General features: G+C 74.2%; 24 protein-coding genes. 13 read left to right on the top strand and 11 right to left on the bottom strand.

Going from position 1 to position 24,679, the window contains the following annotated elements:
* Positions 1-43 precede the first annotated feature (43 nt).
* Positions 44-862: a ThuA domain-containing protein gene (locus COUCH_RS09830; RefSeq protein ID WP_346015976.1), complete on the bottom strand. Its 819-nt coding sequence runs from the start codon at positions 860-862 to the stop codon at positions 44-46.
* A 66-nt stretch (positions 863-928) separates the two neighbouring features.
* On the opposite strand from COUCH_RS09830, the gene COUCH_RS09825 reads away from it, so the two are divergent.
* Positions 929-2,314 carry a pyridoxal phosphate-dependent decarboxylase family protein gene (locus tag COUCH_RS09825; protein WP_249611752.1) on the top strand — a complete coding sequence of 462 codons (1,386 nt, stop codon included), beginning with the start codon at positions 929-931 and terminating at the stop codon, positions 2,312-2,314.
* Here COUCH_RS09825 and COUCH_RS09820 read toward each other — a convergent pair.
* From COUCH_RS09820 to COUCH_RS09805, 4 genes are all read right to left on the bottom strand, one after another.
* The gene (locus tag COUCH_RS09820) at positions 2,298-2,927 is read right to left on the bottom strand and encodes a glycerophosphodiester phosphodiesterase (protein ID WP_249611751.1); all 630 of its coding nucleotides are present in this window, start codon (positions 2,925-2,927) and stop codon (positions 2,298-2,300) included. The genes COUCH_RS09825 and COUCH_RS09820 overlap by 17 nt on opposite strands.
* 37 nt (positions 2,928-2,964) lie before the next feature.
* Positions 2,965-3,456, bottom strand: coding sequence for a GyrI-like domain-containing protein (locus tag COUCH_RS09815; RefSeq protein ID WP_249611750.1), 492 nt, complete (start codon positions 3,454-3,456; stop codon positions 2,965-2,967).
* 89 nt (positions 3,457-3,545) lie between these two features.
* Positions 3,546-5,018, bottom strand: coding sequence for an arabinofuranosidase catalytic domain-containing protein (locus COUCH_RS09810; protein ID WP_249611749.1), 1,473 nt, complete (start codon positions 5,016-5,018; stop codon positions 3,546-3,548).
* 212 nt (positions 5,019-5,230) lie between these two features.
* Positions 5,231-6,088 (bottom strand): NAD(P)H-binding protein, encoded by an 858-nt coding sequence (locus tag COUCH_RS09805; RefSeq protein ID WP_249611748.1) that lies wholly within the window; start codon positions 6,086-6,088, stop codon positions 5,231-5,233.
* Positions 6,089-6,173: 85 nt separating this feature from the next.
* Between COUCH_RS09805 and COUCH_RS09800 the strand changes: the two genes are divergently transcribed.
* The 3 genes from COUCH_RS09800 to COUCH_RS09790 all read left to right on the top strand — a co-directional run bounded on the left by COUCH_RS09800 (position 6,174) and on the right by COUCH_RS09790 (position 8,431).
* Complete coding sequence (locus COUCH_RS09800; RefSeq protein WP_249611747.1) at positions 6,174-6,857, top strand: TetR/AcrR family transcriptional regulator; 684 nt, start codon at positions 6,174-6,176, stop codon at positions 6,855-6,857.
* A 20-nt stretch (positions 6,858-6,877) separates the two neighbouring features.
* Positions 6,878-7,681: an SDR family oxidoreductase gene (locus tag COUCH_RS09795; RefSeq protein WP_249611746.1), complete on the top strand. Its 804-nt coding sequence runs from the start codon at positions 6,878-6,880 to the stop codon at positions 7,679-7,681.
* Between the two features lie 126 nt (positions 7,682-7,807).
* Positions 7,808-8,431 (top strand): response regulator transcription factor, encoded by a 624-nt coding sequence (locus COUCH_RS09790; RefSeq protein ID WP_249611745.1) that lies wholly within the window; start codon positions 7,808-7,810, stop codon positions 8,429-8,431.
* Here the strand turns inward: COUCH_RS09790 and COUCH_RS09785 are convergent.
* From COUCH_RS09785 to lanKC, 5 genes are all read right to left on the bottom strand, one after another.
* The gene (locus tag COUCH_RS09785) at positions 8,327-10,162 is read right to left on the bottom strand and encodes an ATP-binding cassette domain-containing protein (RefSeq protein WP_249611744.1); all 1,836 of its coding nucleotides are present in this window, start codon (positions 10,160-10,162) and stop codon (positions 8,327-8,329) included. The genes COUCH_RS09790 and COUCH_RS09785 overlap by 105 nt on opposite strands.
* On the bottom strand, positions 10,159-11,802 hold the full coding sequence (locus tag COUCH_RS09780) for an ABC transporter ATP-binding protein (RefSeq protein ID WP_249611743.1): 1,644 nt from the start codon (positions 11,800-11,802) through the stop codon (positions 10,159-10,161). Before COUCH_RS09780 ends, COUCH_RS09785 begins: the two co-directional genes overlap by 4 nt.
* 106 nt (positions 11,803-11,908) lie before the next feature.
* On the bottom strand, positions 11,909-12,031 hold the full coding sequence (locus COUCH_RS09775) for a SapB/AmfS family lanthipeptide (RefSeq protein ID WP_249611742.1): 123 nt from the start codon (positions 12,029-12,031) through the stop codon (positions 11,909-11,911).
* 75 nt (positions 12,032-12,106) lie between these two features.
* Complete coding sequence (locus COUCH_RS09770; protein ID WP_249611741.1) at positions 12,107-12,226, bottom strand: SapB/AmfS family lanthipeptide; 120 nt, start codon at positions 12,224-12,226, stop codon at positions 12,107-12,109.
* Positions 12,227-12,232: 6 nt separating this feature from the next.
* Positions 12,233-14,842, bottom strand: a complete 2,610-nt coding sequence (gene lanKC / locus COUCH_RS09765; protein ID WP_249611740.1) for a class III lanthionine synthetase LanKC — start codon at positions 14,840-14,842, stop codon at positions 12,233-12,235.
* Between the two features lie 292 nt (positions 14,843-15,134).
* Between lanKC and COUCH_RS09760 the strand changes: the two genes are divergently transcribed.
* The 6 genes from COUCH_RS09760 to COUCH_RS09735 all read left to right on the top strand — a co-directional run bounded on the left by COUCH_RS09760 (position 15,135) and on the right by COUCH_RS09735 (position 21,888).
* Positions 15,135-16,451, top strand: coding sequence for a hypothetical protein (locus COUCH_RS09760; protein WP_249611739.1), 1,317 nt, complete (start codon positions 15,135-15,137; stop codon positions 16,449-16,451).
* Between the two features lie 129 nt (positions 16,452-16,580).
* Positions 16,581-17,186 (top strand): LuxR C-terminal-related transcriptional regulator, encoded by a 606-nt coding sequence (locus tag COUCH_RS09755; RefSeq protein ID WP_249611738.1) that lies wholly within the window; start codon positions 16,581-16,583, stop codon positions 17,184-17,186.
* Positions 17,187-17,468: 282 nt separating this feature from the next.
* Positions 17,469-19,703: an IPT/TIG domain-containing protein gene (locus COUCH_RS09750; protein WP_249611737.1), complete on the top strand. Its 2,235-nt coding sequence runs from the start codon at positions 17,469-17,471 to the stop codon at positions 19,701-19,703.
* A gap of 74 nt (positions 19,704-19,777) precedes the next feature.
* Positions 19,778-20,347: a GNAT family N-acetyltransferase gene (locus tag COUCH_RS09745; RefSeq protein WP_249611736.1), complete on the top strand. Its 570-nt coding sequence runs from the start codon at positions 19,778-19,780 to the stop codon at positions 20,345-20,347.
* Between the two features lie 150 nt (positions 20,348-20,497).
* The gene (locus COUCH_RS09740; RefSeq protein WP_249611735.1) at positions 20,498-20,992 is read left to right on the top strand and encodes a SigE family RNA polymerase sigma factor; all 495 of its coding nucleotides are present in this window, start codon (positions 20,498-20,500) and stop codon (positions 20,990-20,992) included.
* A gap of 11 nt (positions 20,993-21,003) precedes the next feature.
* Complete coding sequence (locus COUCH_RS09735) at positions 21,004-21,888, top strand: hypothetical protein (protein WP_249611734.1); 885 nt, start codon at positions 21,004-21,006, stop codon at positions 21,886-21,888.
* 12 nt (positions 21,889-21,900) lie between these two features.
* On the opposite strand, the gene COUCH_RS09730 is transcribed toward COUCH_RS09735, so the two are convergent.
* The gene (locus COUCH_RS09730) at positions 21,901-22,644 is read right to left on the bottom strand and encodes an esterase family protein (RefSeq protein WP_249611733.1); all 744 of its coding nucleotides are present in this window, start codon (positions 22,642-22,644) and stop codon (positions 21,901-21,903) included.
* 50 nt (positions 22,645-22,694) lie between these two features.
* On the opposite strand from COUCH_RS09730, the gene COUCH_RS09725 reads away from it, so the two are divergent.
* Genes COUCH_RS09725 through trxA form a run of 3 tightly spaced genes read left to right on the top strand, consistent with a single transcriptional unit; the run spans position 22,695 to position 24,678 of the window.
* Positions 22,695-23,915, top strand: coding sequence for a glycoside hydrolase family 3 N-terminal domain-containing protein (locus COUCH_RS09725; RefSeq protein ID WP_249611732.1), 1,221 nt, complete (start codon positions 22,695-22,697; stop codon positions 23,913-23,915).
* Positions 23,916-23,968: 53 nt separating this feature from the next.
* Complete coding sequence (locus COUCH_RS09720; protein WP_249611731.1) at positions 23,969-24,349, top strand: MerR family transcriptional regulator; 381 nt, start codon at positions 23,969-23,971, stop codon at positions 24,347-24,349.
* Positions 24,331-24,678 (top strand): thioredoxin, encoded by a 348-nt coding sequence (gene trxA / locus COUCH_RS09715; protein WP_249611730.1) that lies wholly within the window; start codon positions 24,331-24,333, stop codon positions 24,676-24,678. Before COUCH_RS09720 ends, trxA begins: the two co-directional genes overlap by 19 nt.
* The last annotated feature ends 1 nt before the right edge of the window (position 24,679 follow it).

Genomic DNA, 24,679 nt, shown 5'->3' with positions numbered 1-24,679 from the left:
GAGATACCGGGCCGTTGTGGTACCCGCGGTAGCTCGTCGGCCGTCAGTCCTCGTGGCCGCAGGGGAACCGGGCCGCGCCGGCCGCCATCTCGATGCCGCCGAGGATGTGCGCCCGCAGCAGCGGCTCGGCGTAGTACTCGGCCTTGTGTCCCATCGCGGTGTAGAAGGCTCGGCCGCCGTCGTACGGCTGGCACCAGGAGATCGGGTGGTGCGGGCCCATGCCGGGTGAGCCGCCCGGTTCGCTGTAGCCGCGCGGGTCGTAGGTGCTCTCGTCCACCTCGGCGAGGACGCGTACGGTGCCGCGCGGGTTGGTCCGGAAGTTGTACCACTCCTCCTCGCGCTGCCAGCGGCGCGGCAGCGGCCACGTGGCGGCGGTTCCGCGGGTGAGGACCTTCACCGTGGCCACCTGGAACTGGTCGTTGACCGCGCCCGGGTGGTCGCGGAAGTACGCCCCGACGAGCCCGCCGTACCAGGGCCAGTCGTACTCGGTGTCGGACGCGGCGTGGATGCCCGCGTAGCCCCCGCCGGCGCGGATGTAGCGCTCGAAGGCGGCCTGCTGCTCGTCGTTCAGCACGTCGCCGGTGGTGCTCAGCCAGATCACGACGTCGTAGCGGGCGAGGTTGGCGTCGGTGAACGCGGCGGCGTCCTCGGTCGCGTCGACCCGGAACCGGTACTGGGCGCCGAGCTGCCGGATCGCGGCGACGGCGGCCGGGATCGAGTCGTGCCGGAACGCCGCCGTCTTGGAGAACACGAGCGCGTCGAACCGGGGATGACCGGTCGCCGCCGCCGGGCCGGCGAACCCCAGCGCCACGGCCGCCGCCGTCACGACCATCGCCATCAGGAACCTGAGCACCAGCTTCATGACCTCTCCTCGGCGCGGGGGCATGGGGGTTTCATCGAAGCCTATGACTATGCGTACGGTCGTGCCATGGACGAACTGGGCGAACTTCTGCACCGGGCCGCCGCCGAGGCCGCCCGGTACCGCGCATCGCTGGCCGAACGCCCCGTACGCGCCACGCGTGACGCCGCCGAGGTCCGGGCTGCGTTCGGCGGGCCGCTGCCGGCGTACGGGTCACCGGCCGACGAGGTCCTCACCGACCTGCTCGCGGCGGCCGACGGAGGTCTCGTGGCCACCGCCGGGCCGCGCTTCTTCGGTTTCGTCATCGGCGGCGCGCTGCCGGCCGCCACCGCGGCGGACATCCTGGCGGCCGGCTGGGACCAGTGCGCGTTCAACGCCGTGCTGTCGCCGGCCGCCATCGCGGCCGAGGAGGTGGCCGGCGGCTGGCTCAAGGAGCTGCTCGGCCTGCCGGCAACCGCGTCGGCCGGGTTCGTCACCGGGGCGCAGGCGGCGAACACGGTGGGTCTGGCCGCGGCCCGCCACCACCTGCTGGCCGAGGCCGGCTGGGACGTCGAGCGCCGCGGCCTGCCGGGGGCGCCACGGCTGCGGGTGATCGCCGGCGCCGAGCGGCACGCCACGGTGGACCGGTCGCTGCGGCTGCTGGGGCTCGGGTCGGACGTCATCGAGCCGGTCGTGGCCGACGCCGGCGGCGCCCTCGACGCCGGCGATCTCGCCCGGGTGCTGGCCCTGGAGCCGGGCGTGCCCGCGATCGTGTGCCTGCAGGCGGGCAACGTCAACACCGGCGCCTGCGACGACCTGCGCACGGCCTGCGACCTGGTGCACCGGTACGGCGGATGGGCGCACGTCGACGGCGCCTTCGGGCTGTGGGCGGCCGCGCATCCGGGCACCCGCCACCTGGTCGACGGCGTGGAGCGGGCCGATTCATGGGGTTGCGACGGGCACAAGTGGCTCAATGTGCCGTACGACAGCGCGTTCGCGTTCTGCTCCCGTCCCGAGGTGCAGGTGGCGGCGATGTCGTACGCGGCCGCGTACCTGGTCGGCTCCGGGGCGGGTTCCGGCGGCGCCGACTACACCGCGGAATCGTCGCGACGGGCGCGGGGCTTCGCCGTCTGGGCGGCGTTGCGGGAGCTGGGCGCCGAGGGGGTGGGCGACCTGGTCGAGCGGTGCTGCCGGCTGGCACGCCGGTTCGCCGACGGGCTGGCCGCCGCCGGCTTCGAGGTGGTCAACGAGGTGGTGCTCAACCAGGTGCTGGTCGGCTTCGGCGACGACGCGCGTACCGACCGGATCATCGAAGCGGTGCAGCTGGACGGCACCTGCTGGCTGGGCGGCACCACGTGGCGCGGCCGCCGGCTGATGCGGATCTCGGTGTCCGGCCACGCCACGACGGAGGCGGACGTGGACATGTCGGTGGCAGCCATCAGCCGGATCGCCGCCACCGTCACACGTTCTTCGTGACCACCCCGGTGACGCCGAGGCGCTCGGCGCGGGCCAGCGCGGCCGGCGAGTCGACCGGCCAGGCCAGCACGAGGTCGGTGGCCCGGCGCAGCTCGGCCACCACGGAGGCGGTCAGCAGCCGCAGCCGGATCGAGACGCCGTCCACGCGCTCGCCGCGCAGGCGGGCCCGCAGCCGGGCGAGCTGCACCGCGTTGGCGACGGACAGGATGCGGCGGACGTTCGCGTCGCCGGCGAAGGCGTCCAGCATCGGCCACTCCTTCGTGCACACCGCCACCGGGACGCCGGGCCGGCGGGCACGCAGCGTCTCGGCGACGCGGGCGGCGACGGCCAGGGACCGGCCCTTCAGGTCCAGCAGCAGCCGCGGGTCACCGTCCGCGACCGCGAGGATCTCCTCGAGCTCCGGCACCACCACGTCGCGCCGCCGGGTCACACCGCTCGACCTGTCCCAGTAGAGGCGCGGGCCGAGCGTGCGGCTGTGCCGCATCTCGAGGGCGCCACGGTAGAGGTGCACATCGGCTTCGACGAGGTCCGCGTTCGAGGCGAGCGCCGCCCGCAGGCCGTCGACGGTGTTGCCGGCCCGGTGCGCGACGACGAGCATCCGATGATCGGCCATGCCCGTACGGTATCCGCGAGATCATGGCCTCACAGCGTCAGGTCACCGGGAACGCGACGTCGAAGACCTCGTCATCGGGCCCGGCGGAGGGGAAGTCGGTCCAGTAGGTCTCGCGCGGGGCGCGGGCCACGGCGAGCCCGTTCTCGGTGATCCACTTCTCGATCGCCTCGTACACGCCGCCCAGCTCGCCGCGGGTGACCTGGGACTTGGTGATGCGGGCGTACGCCTCGCGGTGTGCCGGAATGGTCCGGTCACCGCCGGCGGCGACCGTCGCGCAGACCTCGACCGGCGTGGGCCCGTCGTTGGGGTTGCCCTCGTAGACGGTGATGAACACCGGCTCGCCGGGCCCGCCGGTCCGGCCGAGGAACGGCCAGTCGTCGGTGCCGAGCAGGCCGCCGGCCGCCCGGGCCCGGTCCGCGACCCGGGCCATCGCCCCGGGCAGCCAGGCCTCCAGCCCGGCCTGATCGACCGTACGGGTCTCCGACACGACGTGCTGCTCGGGCACGTCGCGCAGGCTGATCTCCATCATGTCGCCACCCCCTGTTCCGGCGACGCGGGCGCGCCGCCGGAAGTCAGAGTGCCGTCTCCCCCTGTGTCAGGGTCAAGAACCGTCGCCTGTCAGGGTGCGATGGACCAGAGCTGGCAGGTGTTGTTGAGCCACATCCAGAGTTGCGCCTTGGTGCCGTTCGCCGTGCCGCAGTTCTGGTCGTCGAGGACCATGCCGCTGTTCTCCACGACGAGCTCGTAGCGGCCGTTGCCGGCGGGGATGACGGCCCACTGCTGGCAGGTGTTGCCGAGCGACTGCCACAGGTTGACCGCGGTGCCCAGGGCCTGGCCGCAGTTGACCGCGTCGAGCACCTTGCCCGCGTTCACGTTCGTGACAGTCCACTTGTTGGGGCCGACGCTGGTGAACCGCCACTGCTGGCAGGTGTTGCCCAGGGACTGCCAGACGTCGATCTGGGTGCCGTTGGCGGTGCCGCAGTTGACGGCGTCGAGGACCTTGCCGCTCACCAGGTTCGTGAGCCGGTACGTCGCCCCGTTCACCGGGAAGGACACGTTCTTGCCGTAACCGACGGAGACGATGTTGGCCTGCACGGCGTTCTCGGTGGCGTCGCCGGGGTACCCGCTGGTCATCACACCCTCGAAGAACGAGCCGACCGAGCCGTTGCTGTTGTCACCGCCGATGCCCAGGATGATCGCGCCCTGCTTGGTCATCGGCCGGTAGCCCGACTGGCTGGGCAGCGCGCCGTCGTACCGGGTGGCGAGGCCGCCGGACTGGGCGTTGCCGTCCTTGATGGCGTACGTGGAGGTGCCGTTGTTCTTCAGGACCGCCGTCACGAACGCGCTGTTGCGCCCGGTGTTGGCGGTCCAGGAGCCGTTGCCGCCGGCGAACAGCCCGTTCTCGAGGTCCGCCGCGACGCGCGGGCCGCCCGAGCACGGCGAGAACCAGCAGAGGTTGCCGAAGTAGATGGCATCCATGTCGCCGTTGCCGGTGTCCAGGTTGTTCGTCTCGGCGTTGCCGTAGTCGAAGCAGCAGCGGTCGTTGACGTGCGTGCCCTCGGTGACCATGTACATGCCTTCGGGCTGGCTGCCGGTGGCGACGCCGTTCGTGGCGTTGTTGCGGTAGCCGTTGCCCGCCGAGATGTAGACGCCGTACACCTTGTGGCCGCCGGCGGTGACGGGCAGCGCCGCCGCGTTGGCGCCCTGGTCGGCGGTGGGGTTGGCACCCCCGCCCGGCGCGATCGTCAGGTCGTTGTGCCGCGACGTCTGGTCGTAGATGCGGATGATCGTGCAGTACGTGCCCGAGCAGAACGAGTCCTGCGCCGCGGCGTTCGCGTACCCGCCCGCGCCGAGGACGCCCACGTTTGCGGTCGCATTGTCCGACCAGCGGCGCACCTGATAGAGCGACCCGGAGTACGAACCGAAGAGCGCGCGGGTGGTGCTGTGCGCGGCGACGCAGGGCGTGCCGCCGCTCGCATAGATGTCGCAGGGCAGCGTGCCGGCCGCCTTGGCCGATGCCGGGGAGAGCACGACGGCCGCGGCAATGGCGGCCGCGGCGAGGAATGTCCGCCATGACGAGCGAGAACCCAATGGTCTGCCTTTCACTGCCGGGAACCGCTCGATGTGAACGGTAACATAGCTTTACTTCTATGTTTACGGCTTGTCAACAGAAGGGATTCCGCTGCCGGCACCTCCCGGCGGCAGACCTCCGGGCCGGCCGCCACCAGCCCCCACTTCTCCACCCTGCGCCGGGCCGCCCGGGGGCCTGCGCGTCGGCACCGCCGCACCGGGTGCCCCGCACCTCACGCCCGGGTCGCCGCCAGCACGGCTCGCAGCGTGGTGGCCGGACGCTCGAGCAGCTTCTCCAGCTCCGGGCCGGTGGCCGCGAACTCGCCACGCCGGGAGGCGTGGAACATGCCGAGCAGCATCGTGGCCTGCTCCTGCGGCACCCCGTGCCCGACCAGCCCCGCCACCCATTCGTCGTCGTCCACGACGACGCGGCGCACGGTACGGCCGGTGAGCTCGCCGAGGATCGCCGCGACGTCCGCCAGGTCGAGGGCCTGCGGTGCGGTCAGCGGCGGCGTCGGACCGTCGTATCGCCCCTCCTCGGCGAGCGTGATCGCCGCCGCCTCGGCAAGGTCGGCGTGGGCCGTCCAGGAGACCGGGCCGTCGGCGGGCGCGGCCAGCTCGCCGGTCTCGAGCGCCCGGCCGAGCAGGCGGGGGACCGTGGCGGCGTAGAACCCGTTACGCAGCGACGTGAAGGCGACGCCCGCCTTCGCGAGGTAGCGCTCGGTCGCGGCGTGGTCGGGCATCGGCTCGAAGCGCGAGTGCTCCCCCGCGCCCTGGTGGCTCGTGTAGAGGATGCGGCGGGCCCCGGCCGCGACGGCCGCGTCGATCGCTGCGGCGTGCTGGGCGACCGCCGCCTCGCCGGTCCGGTCGGCGGAGACGATGAGGACCTGCGTCGCGCCCTCGAACGCCTCGGGCAGGGACGCGGGAGCCGTGAAGTCGCCGCGCCGGACGCGGACGCCCCGTGCGGCCAGCCCGGCCGCGCGATCGGGATTCCGGACGCTGACGCCGACGTCCCGCGCCGGCACACGCTCCAGCAGCCGTTCGACGGTCTGCGAGCCGAGCAGGCCGGTCGCACCGGTAACGATGATCATGATCTCTCCCTTGCTAACGCCGTATCGCGCAACATGCTACCAACGTTAGCAACAGCGTTAGCAAATGGCGGTTAACATTGGCAGCATGGCGGAGGTCAGACCGAAGACGCGGACCCACATCGTCGAGGCGGCGGCGCAACTGCTCCGCGAGCAGGGGGCCGGCGCGCTCACCACCCGCGCGGTCGCCCAGGCGGCCGGGATGCAGGCGCCGACGATCTACCGCTTCTTCGCGGACAAGGATGCGCTGCTGGACGCCGTCGCCGAGCACGTCTTCGCCACGTACGTGGCGGCGAAGTCGGCAGCCGGGGACGACGACGACCCGATCGCCGGCCTGCGCGCCGGATGGCAGCGGCACATCGAGTTCGGCCTCGCCAACGCCGCCCTGTTCGGCCTCCTCACCGATCCCACCCGCGGCGGACCGTCACCGGCCGCCGCCGCGGGCCTCGAGGTGCTGCGCGCCCGGGTGCACCGCGTCGCCGCGATCGGCCGGCTGCGGGTGCCGGAACGCCGCGCCGTCGAGCTCATCCACGCCGCCGGCACGGGTGCGGTGCTCACCCTGCTCGCCACCGCCCCCGAGCAGCGCGATCCCGGCCTCGCCGACGCCATGTACGACGCCGTGACGCGGGCGATCCTCACCGATGTCCCGGCCCTGCCCGCCGCCGACGCCGCCGGGGCCGCCGTCGCCTTCCGGGCGTACGTACCGGAATTGCCGCAGCTCACCGGCACGGAGCGCGCGCTGCTCGCCGAGTGGCTGGACCGCGGCCGATAGCGGGCGCGTATGGTGCGTCGATGAAGCGCACCGCCCTGGTGACCGGGGCCTCGTCCGGCATCGGACGGGCCACCGCGGCCGTGCTGGCCGCCCGCGGCTACCGCGTCCTCGGCACGAGCCGCGACCCGGACGTCCTCGATCCCTCGCAACGAGCGGCAGGCGTGGAATACCTGCGGCTCGACCTCGGCTCGGACGAGTCCGTGGAAGCCCTCGCGGACCGGGTCGCCGACGTCGACGTGCTCGTGAACAACGCCGGCGAGAGCCAGTCCGGCCCGTTCGAGGAGCTGCCCGGTGAGGCGCTGCGCCGGCTGTTCCAGGTCAACGTGCTCGGGCCCGTACGCCTCACCCAGCTGGCCCTGCCCGGCATGCGGCAGCGCGGCTACGGCCGGGTCGTCATGGTCGGCTCGATGCTGGCGTCGTTCCCGCTCGCCTACCGTTCGTCGTACGTCGCGACGAAGGCCGCCCTCAAGGGGTTCAGCGACGGCGCCCGGCACGAGCTCTCACCGTTCGGCGTCTGGCTGACCACTGTGGAGCCCGGCTCCATCAACACCGGCATCAGCGAACGCCGCACCCGCTACACGACGCCGGATTCCGTGCACCGCCGCGACTTCGAGACGATGCTGGCCGCCCTGGACCGCAACGAGCACGCCGGTGTCAGCGCCGGCCGGGTGGCCGCGGTCGTCGTCCGGGCGATCGAGGCGGCGCGGCCGAAACCCCTGTACGCCGTGGGCAGCAACGCGCCGGCCGTGTTCGCTCTGCGCCGGGTGCTGCCCGCGACGCTGGTGGAGAGGGCCGTGCACCGCCGGCACGGGCTGCGCCGCTGAGGGCGTACGCAACCACCTTCATGGACTCACCTCGATCCGATCATCCGGTTTTGTCGGACCGATCGGCCGCACCCGGAGCCGGATCGGCGACAGCGTCGCGGATCTCCCGCGTGTCACGATGGCGCGGTGCCGGGGCGCTCCCATTGCATTCGCATCGCCGTCGTTCAGGATGCGCCGCTGTACCGCGGCGCCCTGGCCGCCGCCTTCCGTGGTCAGGACGATCTGGACGTCGTCGCCGAGCTGCCGGCCTGGCGGCACACGGTGTCGCTGCCCGTACGCCCCGACGTGACGGTGCTGGACCTCGACGACGCCGACGACGACCCGCTGGTGACCGCGCGCGCGGTGCGCCGGGCCGTACCGGAGTCGAAGGTCCTGGTGTTGCTCTCGGCCGACCGGCACGACGTGCTCGCCCGGATCGACCCCGACCGCCTCGACGGGGTGGGCTTCGTGACGAAACGGGCCTCGCTCGACCACCTGCTGTCGGCGCTGCGCAGCCTCGTGAACGGCAGCGCGGTGATCGACCCCGAGCTCGTCGCATCGCTGCTGGACCGGCCGCCGAACCCGTTGACGAAGCGCGAGCGGGAGATCCTGGCGCTGGCCGCGGAGGGGATGCCGCCGGACGAGATCGCCCGCAAGCTTCTCCTGTCACCCGGTACGGTGCGCAACCGGCTGACCGGCATCGCGGCGAAGATCGGCGCGGACGGCCGGATCGACGCCATCAACCGGGCCCGGCGCGCCGGCTGGCTCTGACGTCGCGGTCCAGTAGCCGGTCATCTCCCGGTAGCGGGCGCTGACCGCCTGCAGGCTCCGGTGGTCGCCGAGCACCGCCCGGTCGCCGTCGAGCAGCAGCACCCGCCGCGAGCGCATCGCCGAGCTGATCCGGTGGGCGATCACCACCAGGGCGCCACGGGTGGCGAACGCCCGCTCGACGCGCTCCTCGGCCGCCGGGTCCAGGTGGCAGGTCGCCTCGTCGAGGACGGCCACCGGCGCCGGTGCCACGTACGCGCGTACCAGCGTGAGCAGCTGCCGCTCGCCGGCGGACAACTCGCGCGGGCGGACCTCACCGGCGAGGCCGCCGAGCCGCTCCAGCAACGCCCCGGCGCCGAGCACGTCGACCGCCGCGAGCAGCTCCCGCTCGCCGGCCTCCGGGTTCAGGTAGCGCAGGTTGTCGGCCACGCTTCCGGGGAAGACGTACGCCTCCTGCGGGATCAGCACCCGGTGCCGGGCGCGCGCCGCGGGGTCCAGCTGCTCGATCGGTACGCCGCCGAGCAGCACCGCGCCGTCGTCCGGGCTGATCGTCCCGCACAGCAGACCGGCCAGGGTGGACTTGCCGACGCCGCTGGGCCCGACGACGGCGAGGTGGTCGGCCTCGTGCACGGTCAGGCCGAAGTCGTGCAGCACGGGCCGGGCCGCGGCGCCGTAGCGGAACGTCACCCCGCGCAGCTCGAGGCGGGAGCCGGCGGGTCGCCGGAGGGACGGACGCGGGTCGGCGGGGACGGCGTCGCCCGGCCCGATGCGCCGCACGAGCCGGTCCAGGGTGATCACGAAGCGGAGCCCGGCGCTGCCGACCGTCTGCACGAACATGTCCAGCGTCGGCACCACGACCTGCGCCAGGTACGTGAGCACGCCGATCAGCGCCCCGGTGCTCAGCCCGTGGCCGGTGACCCGGGTCGCCCCGGCGAGCACGGCCAGCAGCGGCAGCCATCCGCCCACGGCCACGGTGAGGGACCGCACGGCGGCGAGCCGGGCCAGCGCCCGCTCGGCCCGGGCCTGGGCGGCGATCGCCTCGTCGGCGTACCGGGCGGCGCGGTCGGCGGCACGGCAGGCGGCCACGTCCCGGGCGGCGGCGGTCACGGCGGCCGTACGGTCGGCGAGCTGCTCGCCGGCGTACAGGAAGTCGCGCTGCCAGCGGACTCCGCGGCGCAGCGCCACGGCGAACAACGCCATGCTGCCCAGCAGCGGCGGGGCCACCAGGAGCAGCAGGGACGGCGCGAGGGAGGCGGTGCCGAGCAGGGCGGCGAGCACGGTCACCACGAAGCCGCGCGAGACGAGGATCAGGCCGGCGAAGGAGTCCCGTACGCCCTCGACCTGGTTGGTCAGGCGGGCCACGGCGCCGTCGGTCGCGGGCGTCCCGGCGTGCCGGGCCGCCGTGGTCACACCGGCGGTGACCACCCGGCGGGTCAGGTCGTCGCGGAACGGCTCGACCACCCCGGCCACCGCCCGGTGGGTGTTCCGGGCGCCCCACGCGCCGAGGACCGCGGCCGCCACCAGCAGCGCCAGCCAGGCGGTGCCCGTCCACGGCCGGCCGGCGAGGAAGCCCTGGTCGACCGCGCGCGCCACGACGAACCCGGTGAGCATGGCCGGCGCCGCCTCCGGCACCGACCAGGCGAGCAGGCTCCCCACGGCACGCCGGTGCCGGCGCAGCACGGTGACGGCCTCGCGCCCGGCGACCCGCGCCGTGGAACCGCTGTCCGGGCTCACGCCGCATCACCGCCGAAGACGGCACGGTAGTCCGGGTCGTGCCACAGTTCCCGGTGCGGCGCGACCGCACGGATCCGGCCGGCGTCCAGCCACACCACGCTCGCGCAGCGCGCCGCCGTACCCGCGCGGTGCGCCACGATCAGGTGCGTACGCCGCGACTCGCCGGTCAGCAACCGCAGGATCTCCGCCTCGGTGGCGGTGTCCAGGCTGGACGTCGCGTCGTCGAGGACCAGCAACCGCCGGGCGTGCCACGCGCGGGCCAGCCCGAGCCGTTGCGCCTCGCCGCCCGACAGGGGTGTCTCGGCGAGCGGCGTACCCATGCCCTGCGGCAGCCGGGACACGAACGTGTCGGCGCGGGCCGCCCGCAGCGCGGCATCGACCGTGTACGGCTGCGGGCGTTCCTGCCCGAGCGCCACGGCGGCGCCGACCGTGGCACCGACCAGCACCGGGCGCTCGAACGCCACGCCGATCTCGCGGCGCAGCGACTCGGCGGACACCTCCGTCAGCGGTACGCCGTCCAGGCACACGCGGCCCTCGTCCGGATCGGTCAGCCGGGCGGCGAGCGAGGCGAGCACCGACTTCCCGGAGCCCGAGCGGCCCACCACGGCGACGGGCCGGCCGCCGGGGACGGTCAGGGACACGTCCCGCAGCACTGGCTCCCCGTCCACCCGGGCGGTGACGTTCTCGAAGATCAGGGTGCCGGGGCCGGGCGGCAGCGGGCGCGGGCCGTAGCGGGGTGCGGGCCGGTCCAGGATCTCGGCGACCCGGCGCGCGCCGGCGCGGGCCCGGGCCACCCGGCTGAACCCGGCGACCAGGCCGCCGATGCCCGCGCCCATGGCGCCGTACTGGATGGCTGCGAGCAGTTCCCCGGGCGTGAGCCGGCCGGCCGCGAGCAGCCAGCCGCCGATGGCCACCACCGACAGCTGCAGCAGCGGCCCGGTGAGCGCACCCTGACCGGCCGACCGGGCGAGCACGTGCCACGTCCGTACGCCCTCGGCGGAGAGCTCGGGCAGCGGGCGCAGGCAGCGGCGGATCTCGGTGGGCACGGTCGCGGCGGCGGCGATCGTACGGCTGCCCGCGATCGCCTCGGACAGCCGCTCGGCGATGCCGGCCTGGGCCCGCTGGTAGCGCAGCACCGTGCCGGAGGTGTCCCGTACGTGGCGGCGCAGCAGGGCGGCGACGACGACCGCGCCGGCGAGGTAACCGGCGACGAGCCGCCCGTCCAGGTACGCCAGCGCGGCGACCGCCCCGAGCACCGGGACCGTGCTGATCACGGCGAGCACGAGGGCGACCCCGCCCTGCCCGGCGTCGGCGGCCCCGGTCATCACGCGGCTCACCACGTCGCCGGGCGAGCCGGCGCGGCCGCCGAGGTTCAGCGTGTGCCGCACGAGCCGGCGCCGGAGCTCGGCCGTCCGGTACGCCGGCGCGAGCCCCGCGGCGAGGTCACGGATCGGGTCGGCCACCACCAGCACGGCGATCAGCAGCACCGACGCGGCGAGCCACGGCCCGGCGCCGCGCCGGGAGACCTCGTCGACCGTGCGGCCGATCGCCAGCGGCAGGGCCAGCTCCGCGACGGCGCAGAGGCTCGCGGTCACGGCGAGCAGCACCAGGGTGCAGCGGCGCGGCCTCGCGGGAACCATTCAGCCTCCTTCGGTCAGCGGCGCGGATCCGGGCGGCGGCGCCACGCGGCCCCGGGCGGGCTCGTGGCCGGCACCCGGGGCGCGTGCGTCGCGATCGATCGATCGGCTAGTTGCAGGTGGTGACGCTCAGCGAGCTGTCGCCGCAGAGCAGCAGGGACGCCCGGCTTCCGCCGCCGCCGTTGCGCTGCTCGGTGGTCAGTTCCATGCCCTGCAGGTCCAGAAGTGCCATGATCTTTCTCCTTCGCGTGATGAGCCGTTCGTGTCGTGGTGGGGGTGCAGGTGCCGGCCATGAGCCGGCCCGTCATCAGTTACAGGTGGTCACGCTGAGCGAGCTGTTGCCGCACAGCAGCAGCGAGGCCCGGCTTCCGCCGCCACCGTTGCGCTCCGCCGTGAGCTCCATGCCCTGCAGATCCATGAGCGCCATGTCCGTTCACCTCCTCCCGTCCACGTCGTCGGTCTCCACGCGCTCCGCGTGGAAGTCATCGGCCCGTCCCAGCAGCGGCAGTGCGGCGCGCCGGCCCGGCTGGGCGAGGGCGAGGGCGAGCAGCACGCCGGCCGTACCGGTCGCGAGGTCCATCGACAGCCGGAGCAGCTGCTCGCCCGGGAAGGCCAGGCCGCCGCCGTACGGCAACGCGTGCCACGCCAACCGGCTGACCTGCGCGGACACCAGCTCCCGATCGGGCTCGGGCCGCAGCGCGAGGTAGGCCAGGATGCCGGCGCGTCCGGCGAACAGGCCGGGCTGCACGTACAGGGGCGAGCGGGCGGCCCGGGCGATCCCGTCGGCGGCGCGGGCGAAGTCCTCGTCGCCGGGGCGGTGCCGCAGGTAGCGGTCGAGCACCAGCCCGATGCCGACGCTGCCCTCACCGAGGTACGGCATCGTCCGCCAGTCCTCGTTCACCTCGAGCGCGCCGTCCGGCCTGGTCACGCAGCGCCGCAGGTCCTGCCGCAGCGCGGTGGCCGCGAGGTCCAGGAACTCGGCGTCGGCCGTCTCCTCGTACATCCGCAGGAACAGCAGCGCCACGCCGCTCGAACCGCGGGTCAGGCCGGCGTACGGGTGCCGCCCGCCGCTGATCCCGGGTACCGAGTCCGGCCCGCCGAGCCGGTCCCGGCTGATCTGCGCGGCCCGGAACGCCGCCGCGCGCAGGCCCGTCTCACCCGTCCGCTGCGCCAGGTGCAGCAGGTTCAGCCCGATCCCGGCGATGCCGGTGCCCAGGTCGGGCCCGAGGCCCTCCCACCGGTCCGTCAGGCAGCGCTCGACCACGTCCAGCGCGGCGCGGCGTTCCCCGAGGCGGTCCAGGACGTACGCGACCCCGTGCAGCCCGTCGAGGAACCCGTGCCGCGGGTCGAACCCGGGATCCCCGGCCCGCTTGAGCAGCCAGTCGCGGTGCTCCGGGGGGATCTCCACGCCCGCCTCCGCCAGCGCGTAGAGCACGCCGGCGGCGCCGTACGCGATCCCGAGCCCTCCGAGGCGGAACTGTTCGATGTCGCCGGGGTACAACCGGTCGTCGCGTTCGGGCGTGGCACTGGCCAGGATCGCCCGGGCCAGGGTGTCGCGGGCCCGCGGCCAGCCGTCGGGTCCCGGGTCGAAGACCGACCAGTCCCGCACGCCGGCCTGGCGTACCCGGTCGGAGTGTGGGCCCTCGATCCGCGCGACGGCCTCGTCGAGCAGCGCCCGCGGGACCGGGAAGTGCTCGGCGATGACGTCCGCGAGGTGCCGGGACTTGGCGAGGTCCAGGCGCAGCAGCGGGGTCAGCGGCAGGAACAGGGCGAGGGCCAGGCACGCGAGGGCGTACTCGTCGACGGCCGGGCCGACCCGGTCGCGGGGCGCCGCGAAACCCTGATTGCGCAGGCCCGGGCGGCGCCGCTCGGTGACCGGGGCGGCCACCTCGAAGTCGAGCAGCGCGATGCGCCCGTCCGGCCGCACCATGATGTTGAACATGTGCAGGTCGCCGTAGACCACCCCGCGCTCGTGCAGGGCACGCACGGCCCGGTCCACCTGGTCGTAGATCCTCAGCGCCCAGTCCGTGTACGCCCGCAGCGCCGTCTCGTCGGCGTCCGGGTCGGTCAGCGGGTACTTCTGCACGATGAGCCGGTTCAGCGGGTCGCCCTCGACGTACTCGAGCGCCAGGAACTCGTGCTCGCCCAGCGTGAACGTGTCGTGCACCCGCGGCGTGAAGCCGGCGTCGGCGACGCGGTCGAGCATCTCCCGCTCCCGGCGCAGCCGCGTGATGGCGTCGTCGCCGCGACCGTCGAGGCCGGCGTACGGGCGGGCCTCCTTGAGCACGACCCGCTCATCGGTACGGGTGTCCTGAGCGGCGTACAACCCGCCGGCGTTGCTGTAGTGCAGCACCTCGGTGATCCGGTACGGCAGCCCGTGCGTGGTCACCGCGTTGCGGGCGTCGAGGTGCGGCTGCAGGAACGACGGCAGCTCCACCCAGGACGGGGTGCTGAACGTCGCCTGCCGCCGGTCGGGCTCCAGCACGCCGTCCGGCCCCTCGAGGGCGGGGACGAGGTCGCCGTTGTCGCCGACGCAGTACAGGTGCGCGAAGGCGCCGAACCGCACGTGCAGGGGGCCGTCGCCCCAGCGCAGGTCGCTGAGGACGTACGGGCCGGGCTCGCCGGCCAGCTCGGCGCCGAGCTCGGTGAGGATCGTGTGCAACGCCTGTTCGCCGGCCGGATAAATGGTCACCAGCTTGCCGCTGGAGGCCCGCGGGGAATACTTCGAGTTGCGCATGAACAGCACCTGCCGAGAACGCAGGAACTTGAACGGTATTGACCGCGCTACGCAGTACTCCCAGACCTTGTCAACGATCTTCTCGGCGTTCTCCGGACAACCCGAAGAATGGATCTTCCAGCCCTGCCGGGGCAGGACCGCGCCGACCGGACCGGCGATCAGCCAGTCGTCGTGCGCCTGGATCCGCCATCCCTCGGGAAGCGGCCGGCGCGCCGCCGGGAAGTCCCCGGCCGAGCGCTCGGCGGTCGCGAGGGAGTCGTAGAACAGCGGGTCAGCGGCGCAATAGGCGTCGTATCGGCGGTCCATGCCGGCTCCTTTCCTGTCCCCACCAATGCTGCCGTGCCGGGCACCCTCCGCCCTAGTCGCCGATGTCAGAAGGTGACCGGCACACGCTCACCGGGGATTTCTGACAAACGCAGGGTTTGAGCGAAGAACCCCAGGGAAAAGAGGCGCGCTCCGAGTTGTGCGATCACCGCGCGCCGGTGTTACGGTCGCGAGTGGACGGCCGAATTCGTGCGAGAGGAATGGAGCTGCGGTGTCGATGTCATCAGCGACCGGACACCTACCGCGGCACATTATCCGGACCGCTATCCGTCTGATGATTCTGAGCGGGCTGGCGATCGTCGCCTACCTGCTGTTCAGCGCCGGGGCGGCGCATGCCGACGGGCGCTCGCCCGCTGCTCCCCTCGCCGCCGTGACCGGTTCCGGGGACAGCGGTCCGGGGGTGGTCCGCACCGCCGGCGAGACGGTCCGCAAGGCCACGCCGGTGCGCGCCGCCACGGACACCGTCCGGCACGCCGTCCACCGCCCGGCGCCGATTCGCAGCTCGGCGAGCGTTCGCAGCTCGGCGAGTTCCAGCAAGCGCGCCGAGCCGGTGCGCAAGACCACCGCCACCAGGACCACGGCCCACCAGATTTCCGCCCGCAAGCCGATCCGGGCCACCGGTAGGACGGCTCACCCCACGGTCAGGGCAGTTCACGCCACAGGCAGGACGATCCGCTCCACTGGCCGGGCGATCCGCGCCACCGGCACGACGGTTCGCTCCACTGACGACGCTCGGCGGCCGGTCCGGAAGGTGGTCCGCGCCACGGTCCGGCAGCCGGCGCCCGTCGTGCGGGAGCGGACCATGTCGGCGGTGCGCCGGCACGCCGGCGGTCCGGTCGCGCGGGTGCACCGGCCGGCTCCGCTGCGGTCCACCCTGGACCGGGCGACGGAGCGGGTCACCACCCGGCTCTCCCCCGTGACGAAGCCGGTGCTCGGGCCTGCCGTGCGAGGCGTGGTGGGCACCGCCGTCGACGTGGTCGTGCGGCCGGCGACCCGGACCGTGGTCCGCCCCGTCGTCGAGCTGATCGTGCGGCCGGCCGCCGAGACCGCCACCGAGGTGGTGCTGCGGCCGATGACCCGTACCGTCGTCGGCCCCGTCGTCGAGACGGCCGTCCCGCCCGTGCCTCTCCCCGCCGGCCGGACCGGGACGCCGACGGCGTCCCCCGGCATCGGCGTCGCTCCCGTCCACCTGCCCGCCGCTCCCCGGCCGGGCGTCCGCCATGCGCGGGCACCGGCCCTGCCGCCGGCCGCGTCGGCACCCCGGCAGACGAAACCGCCGGCCGTACAGGCCGCCGGGGAACAGACGCTGACCTGCGATGACAGCGCGACCACGACCCGGGAGAACCGGTCCGGGCCGCGCGGTGACCGTACCGGCGAACCGGGTTCCGTCCCGGCGCCCCCGCACGCTCCCGGGGTGCCCGCCCCCGGCATGAGCCCGGTCTCCGCCAGCGGCGGCTCGCCGGCCGGTGCGGGCGGCTGGGCCACCACCTCCTCCGCCTGGCGGCCGGCGCTGCGCCCGGCGGGCCTGCTCGTCCACACCTCCGAGGGTGGCCACGGCCGCCGCCTGACCCTCGCCCTTCCCCCCGGCTGAATCCTTCCCGCGCCCGCCGCGCCGCCGTCGAGGTGGCGTCCGGGCGTACCCGATCCCTGTCCGTCGCCGGTCCGCACCGTGACGTGCCCGGACGGATCCGGCAGGCACATTCCCGGGAAGGAACCCCCCGTGATCCGCATTCTGCTGGTCGCCGACGCCATCCTGCTCAGAACCGCTCTGGGCGCAGCCCTGTCCCACCACCACGACCTCGATGTGGTCGCCGAGGCGACGAGCACCGAGGTGACCCCGGAACTGCTCGGCAGCTGGGACCCGGAGCTCGTCGTCGTCGACCTCGACACGCTCAGCCCGTCGGTCACCGGCGCCCTCGACACGATCACCGGCCATGAGCCCGGCGGCGCCGTCCTGGCCCTGACCACCGGAGCCGCCTCGGGTGCGCTGCGGCACGCCCTCTGCCGCAAGGTGCAGGCGTTCCTCAGCAAGGACTGCCGCGTCCAGGACCTGGTGGACGCCGTCCGCCGGGTCGCCGCGGGGGAACGGTTCATCGAGCCGTGCCTCGCCGCCGCGGTGGTACGCCGGCACGCCAGCCCGCTCACCGCCCGGGAACGGGACGTGCTGCGGCTTGCCGCCGAGGGCATGTCCGTACGGGAGATCTCCAGCGCCCTGTTCCTGACCGCCGGCACGGTCCGCACCTACCTGTCGACGATCATCCACAAGACGGGCGCGCGCAGCCGGGTCGAGGCGATCCGCACGGCCACCGAGTCGGACTGGCTGTGACCCGCTGACCGGGGACCGGCGGCCACCGCACCACGGCCGCCGGTCCGGTGCCCCGCGCCCGGATGGCCGTACTGCGCGCCGGACGACTGCGCGCGGACGACCCCGGGGCCGGTGGCCGCCGGCCGGGTCTCCACGGGCGTCGAGCCGTCGCCGCGGGCGCGCCGGGCAGCGGCTCCGTCGTCGGTTCCACTCCCGGCTCCACGGGTCGCGGATCAAGAAGTGCTCAAGGTTTCGCGGACCGGGCCGATAGGGCTGCCCACGCGTCACTGGAAAGGACCCCGGATGCGCCTGACTTCCCGCACCCTCACCCGCGGCTGGATGCTGCTCGCCGCCGCGGTCATCACCGCGGCGCCGGTGAGCGTCTCCGCGACCGCCGCCGAGGCCGCCACCGGCCGCCCCTCCGCCCTGCCGCACGCCGTCGGGGGGCTGCTGCCGAGCGCCGGCCGCACCCCGGCGCGGGTCCGTGGCGGCGCCGGGGCGCTCGATGTCCTGCCCACCTCCGTCGATCTGCGCTCGTACGCGCCGTCCCCCGGCGACCAGGGTCAGATCGGTTCCTGCGTGGCGTGGTCCATCGGCTACAGCATCATGGGCTACTACGCGAACCGTACGTCGGGCGCCGGAGCCCCGTACGCGCCGCTCTTCCTGTACATGCGCAACGTGGCGCCCGGAGGCGCGCCGAACGCCGGCCTGAACCCGGACGCCGTGCTCGCGAACGCGCAGTCCGCCGGCGTCGACACCCAGTCCGACTACTGGCAGGGCACCACGAACTGGCAGAGCGCGCCGACCGCGGGCCAGATCGCCAACGCCCGCAACTACCGGGTCAGCGGCTGGACCCGGCTGTTCAACGGGGCCGGCCAGGGCGCCACGGCCAAGACCTCGATCATGCAGGCGCTGGCCTCGGGCAGCCCGGTCGCCCTGGGCATCCCGGTCTTCCGGGACTTCATGTACCTGCGCACCCACACCGTCTACTCGACGCTCACTGGCACGAACCTCGGCGGCCACATGATCGCCGCGTACGGGTACGACGCGCAGGGTGTGCTGATCCGCAACTCGTGGGGTACGGGCTGGGGCAACGCGGGCGACGCCAAGCTGTCCTGGGACTTCGTGACCCGGCAGGTGTCGGGCGCGTACACGGTCAGCGGGATCACCACCCCGGCCGCGCCGGTCGCGATCGCGCCCACCGTCGCCGCCCTGTCGGTCGCCAAGGGCACCGCCGGCACCTCGGTGACGATCACCGGTGCGGGGCTGGCCGGGGCGACCTCGGTCCGGTTCGGCGCCACCGCGGCGCAGTTCGAGCCGGTCACCTCGGGCGGCGTGACCAAGCTGGTGGCGGTCGCTCCCGCGCACGCCATCGAGACCGTCGACGTCACGGTCTCGAACGACGCCGGCACCAGTGCCACCGGCCCGGCCGGCAAGTTCACGTACGTCCCGCCACCGCCCGGCATCACCGGCCTGAGCCCGGCCAGTGTCCTCGTCTTCGGCGGGCAGACCGTCACGCTCACCGGCACGGATCTGACCGGCGTCACGGCCGTGAAGATCGGCACGTCGTCCGCGCCCGCGAAGGCCGTCACCGCGACGTCGCTCAGCTTCGCCGCACCGGCGAAGACCGCCGGCACCTACCCGGTCACGGTCACCAACAAGGCCGGCACCAGCACGACGGCCGGCTCGATCACGTACGAGAACCCGCCGCCGCCCGTGGTCGCCGCGCTGACGCCGGCCGGCGGGCTGACCTACCGGACGACGCCGGTCGTGGTCACCGGCACCTACCTGACCGGCGTCACGAAGGTCACGGTGGACGGTCGGAACGTCCCCTTCGCCAAGGTCTCCGACACCCAGCTGAAGGTCACCCTGCCCGCGCACGCGGCGGGACAGGCGGCCCTGCGGATCACCACCCCGGGCGGGGAGAACACGACCGGATCCTTCACGTACGTCGCCCCGCCGGTCCCCGAGATCACGTCGGTCACGCCGAACAGCGGGTTCACGTACGCCCGCACCCCGGTCGTCGTGACGGGGGCCAACTTCACCGAGTCCACCAAGCTGACCGTGGGCGGCGTGACCGTGCCGTACACGAAGGTCTCGGACACGCAGCTCAAGGTGACCCTGCCGGTGCACGCGGCCGGCGCCTTCCAGCTGCGGCTGACCACCCCGGGCGGCACGACCGCGGAGGTTCCCGGCGCCCAGTTCACCTGGATCGCCCCGCCGCCCCCGGCGGTCACCGCACTGAGCACGACGACCGGCTCGACCCGCACCACGACCACGGTGACGGTCACCGGCACGAACCTGACCGCGGCCTCGAAGGTCACGGCGGGCACAGCGACCGTACCGTTCGTCCGGGTCTCGGACACCACCCTCCGGCTCACGGTCCCGGCGCGGGCCGCCGGCCCGGCGAGCATCGTGGTGACGACGCCGGGCGGGGTGAGCGAGCCGGCGTCGTTCGCCTTCGTCGCCCCGGCGGCGCTCTCGGCGCGATCCCACACAGTCCCGGGTGGCACGGGGATGGCCCTGTTCGTCTACTGAGAACGGGCCGGTAACGGCGGGCCGAGGGGCGAGGCGCCCTCGGCCCGCTCCGGCGCGCCCGGCATCCTGGGCGCATGACGCTCACCAGCCGGCTCGCCACCCGGGCGGACCTGCCCGCCCTACGGCCGCTGATCGACGCGGCGATCGCCGGCCTGCAGCGCGGGTTCCTCGACCCGGCGCAGATCGCCTCGAGCCACGCGATCATGGGTCTGGACACCCAGCTCGTCGACGACGGCACGTACTTCGTGGCCGAGCTCGACGGGCACCTGGCCGGCTGCGGCGGCTGGAGCCGGCGCGCGACCCTCTACGGCGGCGACCACTCGATCGGCCGTGACCCCGCCCCACTCGACCCGGCTCGCGACCCCGCCAAGATCCGCGCCATGTACACCCACCCGGCGTACGCCCGCCGCGGCGTGGGCCGGCTCATCCTGTCCCGTTGCGAGGCGGCCGCCGCCGCGGAGGGCTTCACGGTCCTGGAGCTGATGGGCACCCTGTCCGGCCGTCCCCTGTACGAGGCCGCGGGCTACCGGGTCGTCGAGCACCTGACCGACGCGGCGGGCGGCGTACCGGTCCCCCTGGTCCGCATGCGCAAGAACCTCGCCGGAGGTGTCGTACCCCCACGGCACGATGCGGGCCATGACTGAGCGACGCCGCGTCGCCGGCCCGCCCGCACGTCGCCGAACGGCTGGCGGCGCGCCCCGACGGGCGGTCCGCGGGGTGATTCCCGGTCCCGGCGTGCAACCCGGCGGGGTCCCGGTCTCGTGCTTAGCGGGACCGAACGGATAGGGGTGCAGATGAGCGATCGGGACGGGGCGTTCGCCGAGTACTTCGCGGCCCGCTCCGGGGCCATGCGGGCGACGGCGTATCTGCTCTGCGGCGACTGGCACCGGGCCGAGGACCTCGTGCAGGCCGCCTTCACCAAGCTCTACGTCAACTGGCACCGGGTGGGGCGGCACGACGCGCTGGACCCGTACGTCCGCAAGATCGTGATCCGGACCTTCATCGACGACGGGCGGCGCGGCTGGTGGCGGCGGGAACGCCCGCAGGAGACGCCGGTCGACGCGCCGCTGCCGGAGGCGTCCGCCGACGACCGCGTCGATCTGGTGCGGGCGTTGGCCGCGGTGCCGCCCCGGCAGCGGGCCGTCCTGGTGCTGAGGTACTGGGAGGACATGTCCGTGGATGACGTGGCGGCCGCGCTGCACTGCTCACCCGGGACGGTGAAGAGCCAGGCGGCGCGCGGGCTGGACGCACTGCGGTCGCTGATCTCCCACCCCGTGACAGCCGACTGAGAAGAGGCACCGTGAACGAGAACGACCTGCGGGAGGCCCTGCGGGCCACGATGACCGCCGCCCGGACGCCCCCGCCCATGGAGTCGGCGGCCGCGGTCGCGGCCGGTCGCCGCGCCGTGCACCGCCGGGCCTGGACCGGCGCCGGGGCGACCGCCGCGGTGGTCGCCGCCGTGCTGGTGGCCGGGCCGCTGATCGCCGGCGGTGACGGCGGTTCCCGCAGCGGCGGCGGCCCGGTGCAGGCGGGCGGCCCACCCCGGCCCATGCCGACCGCCTCCGCGCCCGCAACCGTCACCGGAGCCCCGAGCGACGCCGGGGCCGAGACCAAGCCGTCGTGGCCGCTGGACGGCGACGGCCGGCCCCAGGAGGACGCGACCGCGCGGTCCGGCGAGCGCTACGAGAAGGGCCGGCAGCTCCTGGACGTGCTGCTCACTGTCGTACCGGAGGGCTACACGAAGCCGGAGGGCACCGCGCGGGACGGGATCCCGCTGCGGGACCACCAGGCCGCCGTGGAGGACCACAACTCGTGGGGCTACCTGGCGTCCGCCGCGGTCGCCGACGGCACGGGCACCGGCCGGCTGCTGGCCGAGGTGCACACCCGCGGCAACGGCCTGCCCGCCGGGCCGTGCGAGCTGGCGGCCGAGTTCTGGGGACTGGGCGGCGACTGCCACGTGGTCCGGGTCGGCCGGGCCCGGGTGGGGGTGGCGACGCCCTCGGGATCGGACACGCGCATCAGCCAGTGGGCGGCGTACCGGCACCCGGACGGCATCGTGGTGTACGTCGCCCAGTCCCGTACGGCCACGAACGCCGAGCCGGGTCTCGCGCCGCTGAAGAAGCTTCCGTTGAGCGGCCCCGATCTCGCGAAGCTGGCCGTCGACCCCCGCTTCCACCTGAGCTGAGCCGCCGGCCGGTCAGCAGAAGCGGGGCAGGTGCTTGGCGAGCTGGTTCCGCCACGACGGCCAGTCGTGGGGGATCTCCGGGCCCCACAGGTCCAGCTCGTGCCGGATCTCCTTGTCAGCCAGCAACCGGGCCATCCGCCGCGTCGCCGGGAGCGCGCCGGTCGTGTCCTCCCAGCGGCCCTGCCCGCACACCAGCAACACGCTCAGCCGGTCGCGCAGCCACGCTAGGTGGTCGCCGTGCAGGTTGGCGACGTAGTCCACCGGGTTGTTGAAGTAGACGGCGTCGCCGCGGTCGCCCCAGCCGTTCCACGTGCCGGGGTCGTAGTTGCCGGAGAAGCACAGGGCGGCCGGGAAGAGATCGGCGTGCCTGAAGGCGAAGTTCAGCGCGTGGTACGCCCCCAGCGAGCACCCCAGCGTGACGATCTCCGCGTCCGGGCCGGTGTCGTCGCGGATGTGCGGCACGACCGCGTCGAGGACCCAGGACTCGTACGCGGCGTGCCGCCAGGCCCGTTCCTCGAGCGGCAGGTGGTGCGCGGACCACGTCTCGGCGTCGAACGAGTCGGCGCAGTACAGCTTCACCCGTCCCGCGTCGACGAGCCCCTCGACGGCGCCGACCATGCCGTTGCGGCCGAACTCCCAGGCGTCGCCGCCCTCGCTGGGGAACACCAGCACCGGCCGGCCCCAGTGCCCGTACACGGCGAGGGTTCCCCGGCGCCCGCCGGACGGCGCGGCCAGGTCGACGGAGTAGTGGCGCACTCCCCCACGCTAGAGGGACCTCGCCGCGGCCGCGCGATAACGTGGGCCCGATGTGGAGACGCCCGGTTCACGCAGTCGCCGCTCTCTGCCTCGTCGCCGGAGGCGCGAGCTGCTCGGAACGGCCGCCGGCCGCCTCGCCCGCGCCGGCCCCCGTTCCGACCGCCGCGCCGCTGCCGTCATCCGCCGCGCCGTCGGCGTCCACGCCGGTGTCCGCGCCGGTGGACTGTGCCGCGGGGACGCTCGCCGGGTTGTCGCTGGAGGAACGGGCCGGTCAGGCGCTCATGATCGGGACGCCGGTCGGGTCGCCGCGGGAGCTCGAGGCGGCCGTGCGCCGCTACGGCCTCGGCGGGGTGTTCCTGGCCGGGCGCAGCACCCGCTCGGCGGACGCGTTGCGCGCCGACATCACCGCGCTGCGCAGCGCCGCGCCGGTGCCTCCGCTGGTCGCCGCCGACCAGGAGGGCGGCAACGTGCAGACCTTCAAGGGCGCCGACTTCCCCCTGATGCCCACGGCCGAGCGGCTGGGGCGCGGTTCGCCGGACAAGCTGCGGGACACCGTACGCGACAGCGCGCGGCGGCTGCACGGCATCGGCGTCACCGTGAACCTGGCCCCGGTCGCCGACACCGTGCCGGTGAGCATCGGCGTGGGCAACCCACCGATCGGGGCGTTCCACCGGCAGTACGGCTCCGACCCGGGCGAGGTCGCCGCGGACGTCGGGACTGCGGTGGCCGCGTCGCAGGGCGAGGGCGTGCTGACCGTCCTCAAGCACTTCCCGGGGCTCGGGCGCGTACGGGCGAACACCGACGTCTCCCGCGACGCCGTGGACGCGACGACCACCGCCACCGACCCGTACCTGCAGCCGTTCGCGGCGGGGATCCGGGCGGGCTCGGCCGGGGTCATGATCTCCTCGGCCCGGTATCCGCAGCTCGACCGGACCGGCATCGCGACGTACTCGAAGCCGATCATCACCGGCCTGCTGCGGGAGCGGCTCGGCTACGACGGCCTGGTCATGTCCGACGACGTCGGCGCGGCGGACGCGGCGGCGGTCGTGCCGGTCGGCGAGCGGGCGGTCACGTTCGTCGCGGCCGGCGGCGACATGGTGCTGACGATCCGGCCGCAGGACGCCGGCCCGATGGCCGACGCGCTCGTGGCCGAGGCGCGCCGGTCGCCGTCGTTCGACGCGCGCCTGACCGACGCCGCCCGGCACGTCCTGGCGGCGAAGGACCGCGCGGGCCTGCTCCCCTGTTCGAGCGGGGCCGCCACCGGCGGGTAGCCGGCGTCACAACGCTTGCCTTGACGCCGGTGGCAAGGCCTAGCTTGGGTCGCATGCTGATCGGGGAGTTGGCCGAGCGGGCCGGCACCAGTGCCCGCACGCTGCGCTACTACGAGGAGCACGGCCTGGTCGAGCCGAGCCGCGACGCCAACGGCTACCGGCGGTACGACGAGGGCGAGCTGCGCGTCGTGCACGAGATCCGGGCGCTGCTGGCGGCCGGCTTCGGGCTCGACGACATCCGGCCGTTCGTCGCGTGCCTGCGCGCCGGCAACGCCGCCGGGCACGTGTGTCCCGACTCCGTCGCGGTGCTGCGCCGCAAGCTCGCCGAGGTCGAGGGGTGCCTCGATCAGCTGTCCGCCGTCCGGGACCGGTTGCGGGTGCAGCTGGCCCAGGCGATCGAGGAACGGGAGACCCGATGCCTGAAGATCCGCTGATCACCGTCACCGACGCGACGTTCGCCGACGTCGTCCTGGGGGCACGGCTGCCCGTGCTCGTCGACTTCTGGGCCGAGTGGTGCCCGCCGTGCCGCCCGGTCGCCGTGTCGCTCGCGGAGCTGGCCGGGGAGTTCGCCGGCCGGGTCCGGATCGCGAAGATCAACGCCGACGAGAACCCGGAGACCACGCGGGCGTACCGGGTGCTGTCGATGCCGACGCTGATGGTGTTCCGCGCGGGGATCGTGGTGAACACGATCGTGGGGGCGCGGCCGAAGGGGATGCTGCGGGCGGCGCTGACCGCGGCCGTGGAGCCGTACGCGAACCGTTGAC

This window comes from Couchioplanes caeruleus (assembly GCF_023499255.1).
Classification (GTDB): Bacteria; Actinomycetota; Actinomycetes; order Mycobacteriales; family Micromonosporaceae; genus Actinoplanes; species Actinoplanes caeruleus_A.
Note: the sequence above shows the minus strand (reverse complement) of the source record. Positions and strands in the feature narration are given on the sequence as shown.